Source organism: Brevibacillus sp. NSP2.1 (assembly GCF_000470975.2).
GTDB classification, from domain to species: domain Bacteria; phylum Bacillota; class Bacilli; order Brevibacillales; family Brevibacillaceae; genus Brevibacillus; species Brevibacillus agri.
The window spans coordinates 1919885-1936830 of record NZ_CP048274.1; the positions used below are offsets into that span (position 1 = coordinate 1919885).

Sequence of the window (16946 nt, forward strand, 5' to 3'; positions counted from 1 at the left end):
AAGCAGGGTCACATCATAAAAGGAGGGTGGTCAGGATGAAAACCCGTGAAGCGTTTGACGCCTTTAGATGTGCGCTGGAAACAGGATATACAGGTGATTTCCTTGACAAGGTGACGGATGACTTTCATTTCTTCGTTCCGCTCCCGTTGGATGGGTGGAATCAGAAGCAGGAGGGCCGAGAGCGGTTCGAGGAATTAGTCAGGTTTGAACGCTCTGTGTTTCAGATGAGCCTCGCTTCGCTGATCGAGCTGGAGAATGAGAACTACGGGATGGTCGTATTTCGCTCGGAAGGCTTGCTGAACGGCAAACCTTTCCGCAATGAGCTTTCCATCGTTTTTGAATTCGAGGGGGAGCGGATTCGCTCCTTCCGGGAATATGTAGGCATGCCGTTAAAAAACTACGAAAACCCGTAAAAAGCGTTCAAGCAAAAATGGCAGTCGGTTCGCGGGGAGCCGACTGCCTGTTTTTTGGCTGTTCCTGTCAGGGACGGCTTTCTCGCGTTCACGCCTCTCCGGCAGCGGACGGCTTTGTCGCGCTGCCTTTTGTTTTCCCGGAGGAGAACAAAAAACATCCGGCAATCACCATAATACCGCCCACTCCTTGCATCCACGTCAGTTGTTCATCCAGGCTTTTTTACAAGATCACGGAGGAGGCGATTTCGAGATCTTTCTCTTTATTGCCTTTGTTTTTTCAATTGGCATGTTTGGAATATCGTGTCCATCGATATACCATTTTTTCATCGATACTATGGCGACGGGCCACTTGCGCAGCGTTGCCTGCTACTTTTGCTTTTTAAACCAATTGTTGTTTGAACTCCAGTAAATAACGTTTCCGTTGCATAAAAAATCTCGCTCTATTTTTTTGATACCAGATAAATTAACAAGATAAGTGGCAATAACCCCAATTATGGGGCTTTAGAGAGACAACGGAGGAGCTACGAATGCAATTGGTTCAGGAGACAGGCAGTTTATCAGACAACGGTAAAAGGGATTTTGCGGCGGATCGGACAGACAGTGCAATAGCCTCTTTTTTCGAGATACCCGTAGATCACCCTATCCGATCCGCTGCACTCTTGGCCACTTTTTCCGAAATTCAAGCAACAACCAGTTATGAAGATTTTACTGATTTGCTTCAATGCCTTTTGAAGGCAATGGTAAGAGTCTGAATTTTTTGTCAAAATAATTTACAATATAATACAAATGATGGTAATATATGCAAAAGTTCCTACATAACATTTCTAACAGAATGCACTGTCTCAAAAATTAATTTAAGTAGACTGTATGAAAGGATTGGCGAAGTCAGTTTTAACAATTGTTTCACTCATTTGTCTTGTGTTACGAGGTGGTATGGCTCAAGCTTCTACGTCACCAGGAGAAGAAGTCCTTTTTCAAGCAATAATAAAATCTGAGAAAGAATTATTGGAAGATGCATTGGCAGGAAAACGGGACCCTGGGTTAGAAAACTTAACGATGAAGTTCAAGCATTGGATGACAACGGAAAAAAATCGACATCAATATAAAGAAATATTATACTGTTCAGAAGTTAAAGCAGACAAAAAGAGGAAATGAAGTTGCTACTGATTATGTTGTATTAGGTTCCGCTGTTATTGACGATCCCAAAACCAACCCGGGAATAAACTTTACTCAAAATATTACGGGTTATTTTTCTACTACCACTATTGGTACAGATCAATATGCGAAGGCTACCCGCTATGAAGCAAAATATACACTTCATGACGGTAATTTACTCAAGATCACAGATGCCGTTTTTAATGTGAGAACGGAAGGAAGAACACCATCCGGCCAAAATTACTTTAATCAACAGAACCCTACATCTATCAGTCCTGTCAACTGGGGACAAACTTATGTAAAGACACCCACTTGGGATTACGTTAACATATCTGGTTCTGGATATTGCGGAGGTACATTGACGACGAAATTCACCGCTCGCAGTTCTTCGGGAACCCTTGTTTCTACTGTTGGATTTAACCCATGAACTTAACCGCTAATAGAACCCGCGGTCGTAGATCGCGGGAATTTTTTATCGAGGAGCCATTCCTGTAATGAAGAAATTTGAGCTTTGAAAGAAAAAAGCGCCTCCTGTATGCTGGGTCTTGGAATGGTCACATTCACACTGCCCTAATGAAAAGGAGGACGCTCTACATGAAGTATAAGCTGAAACAGAAACAGAATCAACGGATTACACGAATTACCGAAAAAACACTGGTTGTTGGCGCGGACATCGCCAAAAAGATTCATGTAGCTCGAGCCGTGGATTTCCGAGGCATTGAGCTTGGGAAAGAATGTGTGTTCCACAACGATCAGGAGGGGCTAACGAAACTGGCTGCGTGGATGAAGGAGCTTGGCCGGATACATGAGAAAACCGACATCGTATTTGGCATCGAGCCTACCGGACACTACTGGTTCCCGTTAGCGGCATTTTTGAAGGAGCAAGACATCAGGGTCGTCGTCGTGAATCCGCACCATGTGAACAAGAGCAAAGAACTTGAGGACAACTCGCAGACCAAGAGCGACTACAAGGATGCGAAGGTCATTGCCGACCTGATTCGGAGCGGGAAATATTCAGAGCCCAATTTGCCGACCAAGGAATATGCAGAGCTACGCATTCTGATGAATTTTCGGGAGAAGGTCATGGTGAGCTTGAATCAAGTGAAAGCTCGGATTACAAACTGGTTTGACCGCTACTTTCCGGAGTATCCACAAGTGTTTAAGGACTGGGAAGGCAAGGCATCACTGATGACCATGCGCCAGTTTCCCACTCCAGAGGAGATTGTCTCGATAGGCGCCAGAGGCGTTCTCACACATTGGAAGACGGAAATCAAGCGTGGGGTGGGCATCAAGAGAGCGGAGCAGCTCTATGCTGCCGCTACGGTCTCTATCGGGCTTACCGAGGGGCTGACAGCTGCCCGAATCGAGCTTGCCGCCTTGCTGCAGCAGTACGATCTGTACTGCAAGCAAGAAGAAAGCATTATGACGGAAGTCCTGCAGATTCTGGAGAAGATCCCCGGAACGAAGCAAATGCTGAGCATCCCAGGGATTGGCATTCTGACCGTCGCCGGCTTCTTGGCGGAGGTTGGCGATCTGAACAACTACGACCATGGACAGCAGATCATCCGTCTGGCTGGGCTGAATCTGACGGAGAACAGCTCTGGAAAACGTAAGGGAAAGACCGGAATCAGCAAGCGGGGGCGCTCTCGCCTAAGAGGCATCTTGTTCCGCTGCATGCTGCCGATGGTAGCCAAAAACAAAGAGTTTAAAGCGCTCCACGAGTATTATACAACGCGTAGTCAAAATCCGCTCAAGAAGAAGCAATCGATTATCGCCTTATGTGGAAAACTGGTTCGCGTCCTCTATGCACTGGGGACAAAGCAGAAAGAGTATAACGCAAACGAAGTATTGGGGCCGATTCGACAAGCCCAGCTACAACAAAGTGCTGCATAAAGCTTATCAACAAACCTGTCATCTCGCTTATTCACATGTGTACAACCATGACAACGGAAGCACCGGAGAAGCCGAAGAATTATAATCCATAAGGGCAACGACCCAGTCGAGGAGCTAGAATCGGCCTCCACCCCTTGAGAGGTAGAACGAAGGAATGTAAGGGCATAGACCCAGCGTGACATGGGAGGGTAAACCCCGAGGGCGGATGTGGAGATCCACTGTGCGATCATACCTTTTTATCCACAGTCTGGAAACTGGTGATTGCAGGCTCTATTCCCGCCACAGCCCTTACAGAAATATTTGTATCTCCTTCAATCTTCCGACAAGAGCTTTAAGATGTCAAAGTTAAAAAACAGAGAATGAGCGAGAAAACAGGAGAAAACATTACTTTATAGTGGGAGGGATACGGGTTGAGTAAAGTCAAAAGATACTCCTTATTATCTGGTGCCCTGTTTATTATCTTCGTTGGTGCTTATATGCTTCTCAACCATTTCCGCACCTCGCAAGAATGGTCGTACTTATTTCGAGGCTCCAGCCAGCAATGGGAAGGACAAATGGTGGTGAGGCCCTGGGGAGATGGGAGCGAGGTGCTCTACAAGGGAACGATAAAGCCGCTAACTCCGATGAAAGTCACTCAAATTACCTATAAGACAGACTTGGTAACAAGCCAACCTGGGGGAACGCTGGTTTCACCATCTATCGAGGAGGGGAAGCCGCTTCCAATATTTACTACAAGTCCGGGGCATGACTCCATCCAGTTTCGAGCGGGGATGAATGCAGGAGAGATAACCAGCATTTTTTATCGGGACCTTGTATATGAAATCACTTGGAATGATGAAACGGGGCAGCATACCGAAAAAATCGTCTTGAAGCTCGTACCACCCTCGTGACCCGACGAGGACGAATCATCGGAAAATGGAGGATGGCATCAAACAAAATGGCAGTCGGTTCGAGAGAAGCCGACTGCCTGTTTTTTGGCTGTTCCTGCCAGGGACGGCTTTCTCGCGTTCACGCCTCTCCGGCAGCGGACGGCTTTGTCGCGCTGCCTTTTGTTTTCCCGGAGGAGAACAAAAAACATCCGGCAATCACCATAATACCGCCCACTCCTTGCATCCACGTCAGTTGTTCCCCGAGGAATAGAAAGGCCAAAAGCGACGTGAAGATCGGATTGAAGTTGAGGAAAATGCCTGATGTAGTGGCGCCCAGCTTTTGCACCCCGATGTTCCACAGCACCATGCACACGACGGTGGAAATCACGCCGGTGTACAATAGGGAGCCGACGAAGGACGCATTCAGGTTGGATACGGTAAAGTCAGCCAGGTTAAAAGGCACCAGGATCGCCAGCCCGAAAACAGCCGAATAGAGGATGGACATCATCGGAGTCGTCTTGGTCATGGCCCACTTGCTGCAAATGGAATACAGTCCCCACACGCCAACGGCAGCGAGCATCCACAAATCGCCCGTGTTGAACTGCAAGGTGAGCAGGTAGTCCGTGTTGCCTTTTGACAACACAAGCAGCACGCCCGCGAGCAAAAACACCATGCAGCCGATCTGGAACAGGTTGATCTGCTCTTTTAAAAAGACAAAGGAAAACAGCGAGATCGACAGCATGTTCAACGTCGAAATCAGCCCGACATTCGTCGCGGTCGTCGTCTCCAGCGCGAGAAACTGGAACAAGTTGAAGAGGACGACGCCCGTAATGCCCATCAGCACCAAAGGCAGGATCGAGTCTTTGGCCGGCAACAGCTTTCGTTCCTTCCACCAGACCATCGGCAGCAGGCACAGAACCGCGATCAGCCAGCGCAGGCTGGTCAACGTCAGCGGAGACGCGTGCCCCACGAGCGACTTGCCCAGGACAAAGTTTCCTCCCCACAAAAGACTGGTGAGCAGCAGCAAGACATAAGCTTTTGGCATAGCAGATAGCCCCTTTTTCGCGATAACGGAAGAATGGATAATCATCTTGTTAATGAACATAACATTTTCGTTAGACTTGCAAAATAAGATTCTGTATAATAGAAAAAATTCGAAATAAAAGCTTCATAAAGTGGACTTCGACAAAATTTCATCTGTTTTTCGCGAAAAAAACGTGCCGCTGTTCGAATAATCAAAAGAGGGGAAAATCAAATGGAAGCTTTTGTCAGTAAAGTGCTGGATCGGGTCGATCTGCACATTCTGGATCTGCTGCAAAAGGACGCGACGATCAGCAATGCCGAGCTGGCGCGGCGCGTGAATTTGTCGCCGCCTGCGACGCACACACGGGTAAAGCGTCTGGAGGCGGAAGGCTATATCAATCGGCAGGTGGCGATTCTCGACCAGGAAAAGCTCGGCTTTGATTTGTTGTGCTTTATTTTTATCAGCACGAACATTCACCAGGCAGAACAGTTGGAGACGCTGGAAAACGCCTTGCGCGCCATGCCGGAAGTGCTGGAGGGCCACTGCCTGACGGGCGAATACGATTACTTGCTGAAAGTCGCGATCAAGGATCGGAAGGGGCTGAACAGCTTTATTCGCCGGCTGAACCAGCTCGGCATTTCCCGGCTGCAAACGAACCTGTCCCTGCGAGAAGTGAAATATTCGACGGTTTTGCCGATCACAGAGGCAGAGCAGGCGCCGTCCGACAGTCGCTAACGGGATTTTTCCGATATCATGCCGACCGAGAATCCGGCTTTCTTTTCGCAGAAGTCTGTTGATAAAACAGAAGATTTCCGTAATCATAGAACAAGAGACAGATTACGAGGAGAAAAAGGGGAATCAGACTGATGGCAATCAAGGCGATTTTATTTGATTTGGACGATACGTTATTGTGGGATGAGCGCAGTGTCAAAGAGGCGTTTCAGGCAACCTGTAGAGAAGCCGCCAAGCATTACGAGGTGGATGCGGAGCAACTGGAAGCTGCGGTCCGCAAGGAAGCTCGGGCGATGTATGAAGCCTTCGAAGCATTCCCCTTTACGAAAATGATCGGAATTAATCCGTTTGAAGGACTGTGGGCGCAATTTGCGGAAGGAAAGCAGGAGGAGTTTCGCCAGTTGCAAGCGTTCGTTCCTACGTACCGGAAGGAAGCGTGGACGCGCGGCTTGCGCTCTCTTGGCATTGAGGACGCGGAGCTTGGGCAAAAGCTGGGAGAGATGTTCGTCGCGGAGCGGAAAAGCCGTCCGCTCGTCTATGAAGAAACGTTCGAGGTGCTCGATCAGCTCAAAGCCAAATACAAACTGCTGCTGCTCACAAACGGCTCGCCTGATCTGCAAAAACAAAAGCTGGCAGGGGTGCCGGAGCTTGCGGCTTACTTCGACCATATCGTGATCTCGGGAGATTTCGGCCGAGGCAAGCCGGCGGCGGAGATTTTCGAGCACGCCATGAGCCTTTTGGGCATCACGGCGGAGGAAGGCGTCATGATCGGGGACAAGCTGACGACCGACATCCAGGGCTCCAACGCGGTCGGCATGCGCAACATGTGGATCAACCGGCACGGCGCGAAGCTGGAGGGCGAGATTGTTCCGGCGCATGAGATTACGAGCTTGCGCGAGATTCAAACCGTGATTGATACATGGGAAAACTAGCAGACAGACAAAGGACAAGCCCGCCGGACGTTTCGGCGGGCTTTTTTCCTAGCGTCTTATACTTCCAAGTGGAAGGTTATTCGCAGCCTGCACGGTCACGTCACTGCGATGCCTGAAAGAGAGAGGCGGGAGGAGGGACCCGTGTGAAGCGTCATCAAACAGATGGAGAACGGCAGCTTAGTCAGTTGTTTTCCCGGGAACACGTTGTCCTGGGACAATATATGGAAAAATTGAAGAAGCTTGTCTATCAAAACCGAAGCAATCATTTGCTCTTGCTTTGCCTGCCCTTTTTGCCGCATGTCCCCGCGCTTGTCAGCGTCATCTTTTTGCCGGGAGTCGTCAAAATGGCGATTGCCGCCAAAGGGGTAAAGCTGCCTGTAAAAACAGTCGGGATCATGGAGATCGGCAATGTCCTCTGGTTTTTGGCGGGGGGATATGTGCTGCTTGCGGTGTGACTGCCCCCACGCGAAATATGATGTTTACAAACTGGTGAAGATTGGGAAAATAAGCTAAAGTCAGATCAACATTTGACGAAAACCAGACGTGGGGGAATGGTCAGTGTCTATGTTCGGCAGAAACGAGCCGTGTCCGTGCGGTTCGGGCAAAAAATACAAAATATGCTGTTTGCCTAAAGAGGAAGCAAAATGGTTGGCACTGTCCCAAAATCCTTCCCTTGCCGAAGTACAAGTGCAAAACGAATACTTCCAGCCCGCAACTACCTCGCACAACGCTTTGCAAGGAATGCGCGAATTTGCGTTGGCTGTCATGGACCAGATGGGAACGTATTTGAGACGGGAGCACAAGCGCGATGACATGATCCGCTTTCTGGCAACCGATCTGTTGAAGCTGGTGGATGAAGGCGAGCGCCATTATTTTGAGGCAGTCAGAGAGATACTGGAAATGAAAGGGCTGCCTCCAGCGGCGCGGAACCAGGTAAAGGCCGTACCTGCCTTGACCAGAGCGGAGCGCATTCTGGTCCGCAATGCAGCGCAGAGCATTTTGGCAGAGTATGCGTTTATGGGCGAACACGATACGGCCGATTACGGAGCGATGAAAGTCATCATGGAGTGCTGCTATCAGGCGGTTGCACGGGGCATCGAGGAACAGGCCGATTTGTGGAGCGTCAAGCTGTTTGTCGATACGGGCAACCAACTGGTCGATTGGGAATTGCAGTTCAGTGACGACATGGCGTTCGGGCTGGATCAGGAAGAGAGTGAGGTCATGATTTACTTTGACTGGCACTCGCTCGACGAGATTGAGAACGAATATGAATCCTACGCCCACACGCTCACCGGATTGCGCGAGGAGTCGTTGAAAACGTTGGCGACGGCTCTCGTCCAGGAATCGTCGACACCGCGCAAGTCAGCCGACAAAATCACGTACACGGGACTGGCGATGAACTATTTCGGCTTGCTGGAGCAGGAGCTGCGGGATGTCATCTCTTTTCACGAAGGGGCGACCGCTCCGAAAAAACGGATGTGGCGAGAGCTGTGTGAATACTTGCAAAACGAGCACGTTCCGATCGTAAGCGACGGCATCGAGCTTTTGGGGGACAAGCTGAAAGCGTTGCACGGGCTGCGCAATCGGGCTGCACACGGGGAGTTCATTACGCATGAGGAATTTGCGGCAGTAAGAGCGCTGGCGCTCGACTCGAACTTGCTCGCGTACATCTCGCAGGCAAAATCGGCGTATGCCGAGCAGCGGGCTCAAGGCTAGGTCGGGCCAGAGTGCTGCTACCCGCCAGCCACGGAGACGTTTTGCACCAAAAAAATTGTCAGTAGCCACTATTTGCGAATAGTGGTTTTTCTGTTCGGCTCAGTGGTGCCGCGCCCCTCGCCTTGCCTGCTATAATAGACAAAAAATCGGTACAGACGATGAACTTTTGACCTGGACTGACCATGCTTTTCGCGGGAGGAACAGGCCAAAAGCGAATGCCAGAACGGCGGAACAAAAGGAGGTCATCATGTTCAAGATCACGCTGCCGCAGCTAGAATCCCATTTGTGGGAATGTGCCAATATTTTGCGCGGGAGCATTGACTCCGCTGACTATAAAAACTACATTTTCGGCTTGTTGTTTCTCAAGCGGCTGCACGATGTTTTCAGCGAAGCCGAGCAGCATCCCCCGGAGCGCGGAGATGGCGTCGGCGATGGCGACAAACACACTCGGGACGCTCACCTGTTTGTCGTCCCGGAAAACTCGCGCTGGCACAGACTGCAGGCGCTGACAGAAGGGATTGGAGCCGCGATCAACGAGGCGTTTGCCGCGCTCGAAGCGGAAAATCCCGTGCTGCGCGGCGTTCTGGCGACAATCGACTTCAGCGATACGGAAAGGCTGCCGGACAAGCTTTTGCAGCAGTTGATCCGGCATTTTTCCGCGATTGACCTCGGCAATGGCAACTTGTCGGAGCCGGATATTTTGGGACGAGCCTACGAATATTTGCTCAAGCAGTTTGCCGCTGATGCAGGGAAAAAGGGCGGAGAATTTTACACGCCGAGCAAAGTGGTGGAATTGATCGTGAGGCTCATCAAGCCGGAGGAAGGCATGCGCGTGTGCGACCCGACGGCAGGCTCCGGGGGGATGCTAATTCAGGCGGTGGACTACATCAAGGCAACAGGCGGCAATCCGCAGCGCATTACGCTGCACGGACAAGAGCGCAATTTGAAGACGTGGGCGATTTGCAAGATGAATTTGCTGTTGCACGGCCTTTGGGACCACCGGATCGAAAAAGGCGATACGATCCGCGAGCCGAAGCTGCTCGAAGATGGCGAGCTCATTTTGTACGACCGCGTCATTGCCAACCCGCCGTTTAGCCTGAGCAACTGGGGGCTGGAAGAAGCAAGGACGGACACGCTCGCCCGGTTTCGCTTCGGACTGCCGCCAAAAGACAAGGGCGATTTCGCTTTTGTGCAGCACATGGTGGCGACGCTTGCGCCAAACGGCAAGGCCGGGGTGGTCGTGCCAAACGGGGTGCTGTTTCGCAGCGGGGCGGAGGCGGCCATCCGCAGGGGGCTGCTGGAAGAAGACTTGATAGAAGCAGTGATTGGCTTGCCGCCCAACCTTTTTTACGGCACGGGGATTCCCGCTTGCATCCTGATTTTGAACCGCAACAAAGAGGCGGCGAAAAAGCGGAAAGTGTTTTTCCTGAATGGCGCAAGCGGCTATCAGGAAGGGAAAAACCAAAATTTCCTGCGTGACTCCGATGTGCAGGACATCGTGTCCGCCTATGAAAAGTGGGAAGCGGTCGACCAATACTGCCGGGTAGTCGAGCACAGCGAAATCCAGGCCAACGACTACAACCTGAACATGGCCCGCTACATCGACTTGTCCGAGCAGGAAGCGCAGATCGACGTAGGGGCAGCTCTGGCCAAGCTGCGCGCGCTGGAGGCAGAGCGTGGCGAGGTAGAGGGGAAAATGCTCCGTTTCCTGAAGGAGTTGGGGTACGATGCCTGAATGGAAAAAAGGGCCGCTCGGATGGGCCGTGCGCGTGCAAGGCGGCTATCCGTTTTCCTCGACCGCGTTTGTGGACAAAGGGGTTCCCGTCGTGCGGATGAGCAACATGAAAAACGGCCGCCTGGACTTGTCGCAGGCGAAATGCCTCGATAAAACCGCTCTTGAGAAGTTCAAGTCGTTCGTGCTCCAGCCAGGCGATCTGTTGCTCGGGATGTCTGGCAGTATTGAAAATTTCGCCGAAGTGCACGCAGACGATCTGCCCGCGCTGCTCAACCAGCGCGTCGGGAGATTGCAAGTCAAGGACGACGCGCTCGTGTGCAGAGAGTATTTGAAATTCGTGGTGACCTCCAAACGGTTTCGCGACCAGGTGCTGACCATGGCGGCGGGCGTGGCCCAGCTCAACATCAGCTCGAAACAACTGGAGTCCATCCCGATCTGCTACCCGCCCCTGCCGGAGCAGCAAAAAATAGCGGCCATTCTCGCCTCCGTCGATGCCGTCATCGAGAAGACCGACGCGATTATCGCCCAGGTGCAGGTTGTAAAAAAGGGGTTGACGCAGCAACTTTTTACGCAAGGAATCGGCCACACGGCGTTTGTCCAGACGAAAATGGGCACGATTCCAGAAGGCTGGTCGCTGGTCAGGCTCAAGGAGATCGCCAAGGTCAAGGGCGGAAAACGAGTGCCAAAAGGCAGCAGCCTGACAGACACCGTTACTCCTTATCCGTATATACGGGTATCCGACTTTGGCGAGCATACGGTGCGGATGGAGCAGCTCAAGTACGCAACCGAAGAGATTTACAGCAAAATCAAGCGCTACACCATCTCCAGACGCGATATTTACTTGTCGATCGCAGGCATTTATTTAGGCGTGGCGGGCAGAGTCCCGGACGCGCTCGACGGTGCGCTGTTGACGGAAAACGCGGCGAAAATTACGCCGACGAGCGACCAGGTTGATCTCGACTATTTGATGTTTGCCCTTGGCTCGGAATTTTGCCAGCGGCAGATTGCAGTGCTAAAAGGCGTGACAGGAGTGCCGAAGCTGGGCTTGAAGCGCGTGGAGACGATGCTCGTCCCCCTCCCCCCTCTGGAGGAACAGCAAAAAATCGTGGCCGGGATCAAAAGCGTCCTCTCCAAGCGCAACATCGAGGAAGCGAGGCTGCAGCAGTTGCGGGCGGTCAAAAAAGCGCTGATGCAGATGCTGTTGACAGGCAGCGTGCGCGTGTAGCCGGACGAAGCGGCGGGGAAGAGCCGCCCGGCTTCGGTGCCATCACGCGTTTGACGCACGGGGCCGAGGCGTGCTGTGTCCTTGAGCCGCCGCGCGTACACCAGACTCAATCGCGCCTTGAATCCAGCCGTGGTACTGGGGAGAAGTGTGCTCCCCGGCCAAAGGCACAGGGCCTTCCTGCGCGGTCAAAAACGCGGACAGCTCCGTCTCCTGCAGCGGTTTGAACAAGGCAAAACCTCCTGCGGCAAAAGGCTGTGTCGCCCAATTGTGGACCACGCCTGTCACAAACGTCCTGTACACTTGCGCGTCGAAGAGGATAGCCAACTGGCGCAGCACCTGCCTGATTTGCTCGTCGTGGGACATGCTGATCCACGGCAGCGCGTCGTCTTCCCACGTGTAGCTCGCCAGGATGGTCCCGCCAGGCTGCTGAAACCCGTGGCTCGGATAATAGGCAAAGCGCAAAGGCAGGTCGCAGATCGTCTGTCCGCCGTACAGCCCTTCTTCTTCCCAAAATCTGCGCGAAAACTGCAAGCCGATTTTGGTCGCGGAGACGTAGTGGAGCTGGTGAATCGCCTTCCATTTTCCAAACGAAAACAGGCTCGTCGGCTCGACATCGACAAATTGCAGGACGGAAAAGGGAACGGTAACGATCGCGACATCTCCTTTCAGTTGAAACGAGCGGGAAGAGGCGAGGTTGATTCCCGATATGGCGATTTTTGGCCCGCGCTGGCTGATCTTGGTCATCTTGTGATGGAACAAAACGTTTTCCTGCAATTCCGGCGCGAACGACTGGGGAAGCTGGTCAAACCCTCTGCTTATTTCATAGAAGAGAGTAGCGGGCGAGAAAAGGATGAAGTCGCGCAAAATTTCCAGAAAAGACAGCTCGGGAAAGCCTTCAAAGCCGCTCATGACCTTGATTTTGTCGACCGCCGCCGCTGACAGGGACGCACCGAGCGGATTGTGGCGCAAAAATAGCTCCATCGAATATTTATCGTATTCCTGGATGACAAGCGGCCAGTGTTGCTCCGGATTTTGCCGGATGAAATCGAGGAGCGACCCGATGGCCATGAGGGCAAGGGCGTCAGCCGACTTGCCTTTTTCGTGTGGCGCGACGGGGAAGCGCAGCATGTCTGGCTGTTGCTCGTACAGCCAGCGCCGTTTTTTGATTCCGTTTACGTAAAGGAGATCGTTCGGCGTGCTGTTGATGAACTTGTTGAGAGGCAGCCCGAACTTGGCGATGTAGGCCATCGTGAGCTGGTGGGTGCTGGGGATGCGCATGGCGCCGGCTTCCAGGTAGTGGCCGTCTGTAAAAGGCGCGCGCAGCGTGAGCACTCTGCCGCCGAGGCGTTCCGACGCTTCCACAATCGTGACGCGGTGCCCGGCTCGCTTCAACAGCGACCCGGCGACCAGTCCAGCCATGCCAGCGCCGACAATGATGATCTTTTTGGGCTGGTTCGTCGGTGGCAGCCCGTCGCGGATGATGGTCAGCATTTGCGATTCAGTCAGGGAGGATGAAGTGATCTCCATTTCGTTTCTCCTTTGTGCACTTGTAAAAATAAGGTATTCTCGCATGGCGCAATGGTGTTTGCCAGATTCCATTTTCATCCAAGTCATGGTAGACTGGAATGGTAGGGGAACAAATGATCGGGGGTCGAGTCATGCTGCCAACATACGTAATCTGGAAACCAAGCACGGGAGCGGGGTATGAGCATCTTGCCATCAGCGAAAGCGAGGAGCAGTTGACAGTCGACAGCTTCGTGATCGGGGAGAGCGAACCGGACAAGCTCGCGTGAATCCAGTATGAAATCGTGCTCGATCGTAGTTGGGCCACGAGAAAAGTTTCAATTCGGCATTGGGGAGGGCAAAAAGCGCTTTGTCTTTTGTCCGACGGAAACGGACAGTGGACGGACGAGGCGGGACAGCCGATTGCCGAGCTGGCAGGCTGCGTCGATATTGATCTTTCGTGTACGCCGTTCACGAACACGCTGCCGATCAGAAGACTGGCGTTTACTCCGAACGTGCCGCAGGAGATCGACGTCGCCTATTTTTCTGCCTACGAGCTGACCTGGCGGCGGGTGCGGCAGCAGTACACGCTGCTTGCGTCTGACGCCGATACTGCGGTGTTCGAATATCGCGCGGGCGCTTTTGTGCAAAACATCACAGTGGATGCAAACGGTCTTGTCCTTTTGTATCCCGAGCTTTTTGTTCGCGAGAGGCCGCTGGCCGCAAGCGGTATCGAAGTGGAAGCAGGCAAGTAGAAAGGGGCCGTTTTGTCATGGCGGAGCGTTTTCTGGCGGGGCTTTTGGCCAGCTTTTTGTTTACGTTTGGCGCGGCGATCTTCTATTTCCAAGATCGCTTCATGGTTCTGCCGACGGCTATGTTCACATTCCCGACCGTCTTTGTATTGGGGCTGCCGCAATCTGTCGCGATCGACTGGCTCCTGCGGCCTTTGCGCAGTAGAAAAAGGAGCAGAGTGGTCGTGCTGCTGGAGGCTTTGCTCTACGCCGTAGCCGGAATCGCGGCGACCGCCTTGTTACTCTGGCTCGTAACAGGAGAGTTGTTCAAGGGGATTTCTTCTTTTTACTGGCTGGGGATGACGGCTTCGTTGCTTTACTATGCGTGCTTGCTCGCCCTCAGAAGGCAGAGGAAAAAGCGGGACACGCCGCATGCCAAGGAAGCCGAGAACGAATGAAGCGAAGGAGACGGGTTGAGCACATTGGAAAAGGCAATTGCACTCGCGGCACAGGCGCACGCGGGGCAAACAGACAAAGGCGGGAATCCGTACATCCTCCATCCGTTGCGTGTGATGCTGAACATGCCAACGGACGAGACGAAAATCGCGGCTGTGCTGCATGACGTGCTGGAAGACACCGCTGTCACGGTGGCGGATTTGCAGGCGGCAGGCTTTTCCGAACCGGTCATTGCCGCAGTGATTGCTCTGACCCGGCGCGAAGGCGAAGCCTACGAGGACTTCATCCGCCGGGCGAAGCAGGATGCGATCGCCAGGCAGGTGAAGCTGGGCGATATCGAGGACAACATGGACTTGTCGCGGATTTTGGAACCGACTGAACAAGATTACGAAAGACGCAAGCGCTACGAGAAAGCTGCCCTGCTGCTGACTTCGCAAGGGCAATACGAGGGGAACGGCTAGCGGCGGCAGCTTTTCTTGACGGCGGCTGTTTTGGTGAGCTATAGTGGGAGTAACCTTATCAGGGGAGAGATGTTGATGTCGGCGGTTGTTCTTAACTAACGCAATTCCATACAAAAGGCTAGGAGCAAGTTCACGAAAATTTTGCACGTTTGGCAAAGTTTATTTGTGATGGTTACTTTCCGGCCTTGGAATTTGTTAAGAACAGCGGATATCATCCAATGCTCCAGGGGTTTTTCCCCCAATCATTGCGCCCAAATCCGTGCTGTTTTCAGCGCGGTTTTTTTGCGTCCTTTTGACGGCAGCCCAGCCACTTTTTCGTGAGCGGATTGCCGTTTGGAAGAGAGGCTGTTTGCGCGCGCTTGGTTTGGGGTCACCCACAAAAAGGGCGGAGAATGACGTTTGTTCATTCTTCGTCCTTTTTTTGTTGATGAGCAAAAAAAGATGCGAAAAAAGATGCGAAAAAAGGAGCGATTCACCTTGAACGAAAAAGCATGGCAACGCCTCGAATACGACAAGATCAAAGCTGCGCTCATGGAGTACGCGGTGTCGTACGTGGGGAAAAAGCACGTCGCGCACATGCAGCCGCTCGACTCGGCCAAAGTTCTGCGCAAAAAGCTCGACGAAACAGCGGAAGCAAAAGCATTGCTTGCGCATGGCGCGAGCGTCCCGATTCCTTCGCTTGCAGGAATCGAGCAAATGATGTCGCTGCTCGGGACCGGGTATGTGTTTACGGAAGCCGATTTTTCGCACCTGCACCAGTTTCTCGCAAGCTGCGCCCAGCTCTCGAAATACATGGCGAGCAAAGCGCCAATAGCGCCGCGTGTCAGCTCGTACGCGCTGACGATGTACACGCTGAGCCGCTTGCAGGCGGAGATCGAGCAGTGCATCCGGCACGGGCAGGTCGTGGATACGGCCAGCAAAGATTTGCTCAAGGTCCGCAAGCGCATCGTCGTGTTTGAAGAGCGGCTGAAGCGGCAGCTCGATTCGCTCACGAACAAATACCGCTCGATCATGCAGGAGAACGTCATAAGCAAGCGCAACGGCAAATACGTCCTGCCGATCAAAAAAGAGCATCGCAGGCAAGTGGCGGGCAGTGTCGTGGACGAATCCGCGAGCGGCCAAACTGTCTACATGGAGCCGGCAGAGCTTGGCGCGGTACAGTTCGAGCTGGCGGCGCTCAAGGCCGAGGAAGCGCGCGAGGTGACCAAGGTGCTGATGCAACTGTCCGCTGTCGCGGAGGAATTTTCGCAGGAGCTGCATGTAAATGTGGAGACGGTCGGCATGTACGATTTTTTGTTTGCCAAGGCCAAGTACGCGCTGGCATTGGGCGCAGTCAACGTGGAACTGAACGAGGACGGACTGATCGACGTGAAAGAAGCGCGGCATCCGCTGCTGGGCCGGCAGATGGTTCCGTTGGATTTTCAGATTGGAAAAAGCTACAAGTCGCTGGTCATTACCGGTCCGAATACGGGCGGGAAGACGTTGGCGCTCAAGACGGTCGGCCTGTTGACCGCGATGGTGCAGTCCGGCTTGCTGGTGCCTGTGAGAGAGGGCAGTCGCTTCGCTGTTTTCCGCAATATCGCGGTAGATATCGGCGATGGGCAGAGCATCGAGCACGCGCTGAGCACTTTTTCCGCCCATATTCATCATGTGATCGAAATCTTGCGGGTCACGGACAGCTCGACCCTCGTGCTGATCGATGAAATGGCGTCCGGCACCGATCCGGGCGAAGGGGTGGGCTTGTCGATTGCGATTTTGGAGGAGCTGCACCGAAGAGGCGCGACGGTGATCGCGACGACGCATTTTAACGAAATCAAAAATTTTGCCGCCGCGACAGACGGTTTCCAAAACGCGCGCATGGAGTTTGACGAAGAGACGCTGCAGCCGCTCTATCGCTTGCGCATCGGCGAAGCGGGCCAGAGCTACGCGTTCGTGATCGCCACGAAGCTGGGGATTCCGCCGGAGATGATTAAGCGCTCGCGGGAGATTACGCAAAGCGGCTTTGCTGGTGCGCGAAGGGGCGAGCAGGGGGCTGTGGCAGCGGCGCAAGTCAGCGAGAAGCAAGCAGTCACGATGCGAGAAGCTGAGGGGCAAGCAGCCG

17 protein-coding genes and 1 pseudogene are annotated in these 16946 nt (G+C 53.0%); 16 read left to right on the forward strand and 2 right to left on the reverse strand.

Going from position 1 to position 16946, the window contains the following annotated elements:
• Positions 1-35 precede the first annotated feature (35 nt).
• The 5 genes from M655_RS09585 to M655_RS09605 all read left to right on the forward strand — a co-directional run bounded on the left by M655_RS09585 (position 36) and on the right by M655_RS09605 (position 4351).
• Positions 36-413, forward strand: coding sequence for a nuclear transport factor 2 family protein (locus tag M655_RS09585; RefSeq protein WP_007784723.1), 378 nt, complete (start codon positions 36-38; stop codon positions 411-413).
• 527 nt (positions 414-940) lie between these two features.
• The gene (locus M655_RS09590) at positions 941-1165 is read left to right on the forward strand and encodes a hypothetical protein (protein ID WP_025846413.1); all 225 of its coding nucleotides are present in this window, start codon (positions 941-943) and stop codon (positions 1163-1165) included.
• Positions 1166-1280: 115 nt separating this feature from the next.
• A complete protein-coding gene (locus M655_RS09595; RefSeq protein ID WP_152344096.1) occupies positions 1281-1568 on the forward strand; it encodes a hypothetical protein in 288 nt (95 codons plus the stop codon).
• A 606-nt stretch (positions 1569-2174) separates the two neighbouring features.
• The gene (locus M655_RS09600) at positions 2175-3461 is read left to right on the forward strand and encodes an IS110 family RNA-guided transposase (RefSeq protein ID WP_221843694.1); all 1287 of its coding nucleotides are present in this window, start codon (positions 2175-2177) and stop codon (positions 3459-3461) included.
• A gap of 410 nt (positions 3462-3871) precedes the next feature.
• On the forward strand, positions 3872-4351 hold the full coding sequence (locus M655_RS09605) for a hypothetical protein (RefSeq protein WP_026557431.1): 480 nt from the start codon (positions 3872-3874) through the stop codon (positions 4349-4351).
• 118 nt (positions 4352-4469) lie between these two features.
• Here the strand turns inward: M655_RS09605 and M655_RS09610 are convergent, their stop codons facing one another.
• Positions 4470-5375: a DMT family transporter gene (locus M655_RS09610; RefSeq protein WP_026557430.1), complete on the reverse strand. Its 906-nt coding sequence runs from the start codon at positions 5373-5375 to the stop codon at positions 4470-4472.
• 210 nt (positions 5376-5585) lie between these two features.
• Between M655_RS09610 and M655_RS09615 the strand changes: the two genes are divergently transcribed.
• From M655_RS09615 to M655_RS09640, 6 genes are all read left to right on the forward strand, one after another.
• Complete coding sequence (locus tag M655_RS09615; RefSeq protein WP_005829150.1) at positions 5586-6089, forward strand: Lrp/AsnC family transcriptional regulator; 504 nt, start codon at positions 5586-5588, stop codon at positions 6087-6089.
• 131 nt (positions 6090-6220) lie between these two features.
• On the forward strand, positions 6221-7018 hold the full coding sequence (locus tag M655_RS09620) for an HAD family hydrolase (RefSeq protein ID WP_007784720.1): 798 nt from the start codon (positions 6221-6223) through the stop codon (positions 7016-7018).
• Positions 7019-7161: 143 nt separating this feature from the next.
• Positions 7162-7473: a hypothetical protein gene (locus M655_RS09625; RefSeq protein WP_007784717.1), complete on the forward strand. Its 312-nt coding sequence runs from the start codon at positions 7162-7164 to the stop codon at positions 7471-7473.
• Positions 7474-7582: 109 nt separating this feature from the next.
• Complete coding sequence (locus M655_RS09630; RefSeq protein WP_035422756.1) at positions 7583-8734, forward strand: SEC-C domain-containing protein; 1152 nt, start codon at positions 7583-7585, stop codon at positions 8732-8734.
• Positions 8735-8981: 247 nt separating this feature from the next.
• Positions 8982-10469 carry a type I restriction-modification system subunit M gene (locus M655_RS09635; protein WP_005829142.1) on the forward strand — a complete coding sequence of 496 codons (1488 nt, stop codon included), beginning with the start codon at positions 8982-8984 and terminating at the stop codon, positions 10467-10469.
• On the forward strand, positions 10462-11694 hold the full coding sequence (locus tag M655_RS09640) for a restriction endonuclease subunit S (protein ID WP_005829141.1): 1233 nt from the start codon (positions 10462-10464) through the stop codon (positions 11692-11694). The genes M655_RS09635 and M655_RS09640 overlap by 8 nt, the downstream gene beginning before the upstream one ends.
• Positions 11695-11736: 42 nt before the next feature.
• Here M655_RS09640 and M655_RS09645 read toward each other — a convergent pair whose 3' ends face one another.
• A complete protein-coding gene (locus M655_RS09645) occupies positions 11737-13221 on the reverse strand; it encodes a flavin monoamine oxidase family protein (protein ID WP_005829139.1) in 1485 nt (494 codons plus the stop codon).
• Positions 13222-13352: 131 nt separating this feature from the next.
• On the opposite strand from M655_RS09645, the gene M655_RS09650 reads away from it, so the two are divergent.
• From M655_RS09650 to M655_RS09670, 5 genes and pseudogenes are all read left to right on the forward strand, one after another.
• Entirely contained in the window at positions 13353-13487 is a 135-nt protein-coding gene (locus M655_RS09650; RefSeq protein WP_286085996.1) for a hypothetical protein, read from the forward strand.
• 15 nt (positions 13488-13502) lie between these two features.
• Positions 13503-13952 (forward strand): putative glycolipid-binding domain-containing protein, encoded by a 450-nt coding sequence (locus tag M655_RS09655; RefSeq protein ID WP_286085997.1) that lies wholly within the window; start codon positions 13503-13505, stop codon positions 13950-13952.
• A gap of 17 nt (positions 13953-13969) precedes the next feature.
• The gene (locus M655_RS09660; protein WP_005829135.1) at positions 13970-14386 is read left to right on the forward strand and encodes a hypothetical protein; all 417 of its coding nucleotides are present in this window, start codon (positions 13970-13972) and stop codon (positions 14384-14386) included.
• Between the two features lie 15 nt (positions 14387-14401).
• Positions 14402-14845 carry an HD domain-containing protein gene (locus tag M655_RS09665; RefSeq protein ID WP_007784707.1) on the forward strand — a complete coding sequence of 148 codons (444 nt, stop codon included), beginning with the start codon at positions 14402-14404 and terminating at the stop codon, positions 14843-14845.
• Between the two features lie 477 nt (positions 14846-15322).
• Positions 15323-16850, forward strand: a pseudogene (locus M655_RS09670) (endonuclease MutS2); the annotation flags it as partial.
• Between the last annotated feature and the right edge of the window lie 96 nt (positions 16851-16946).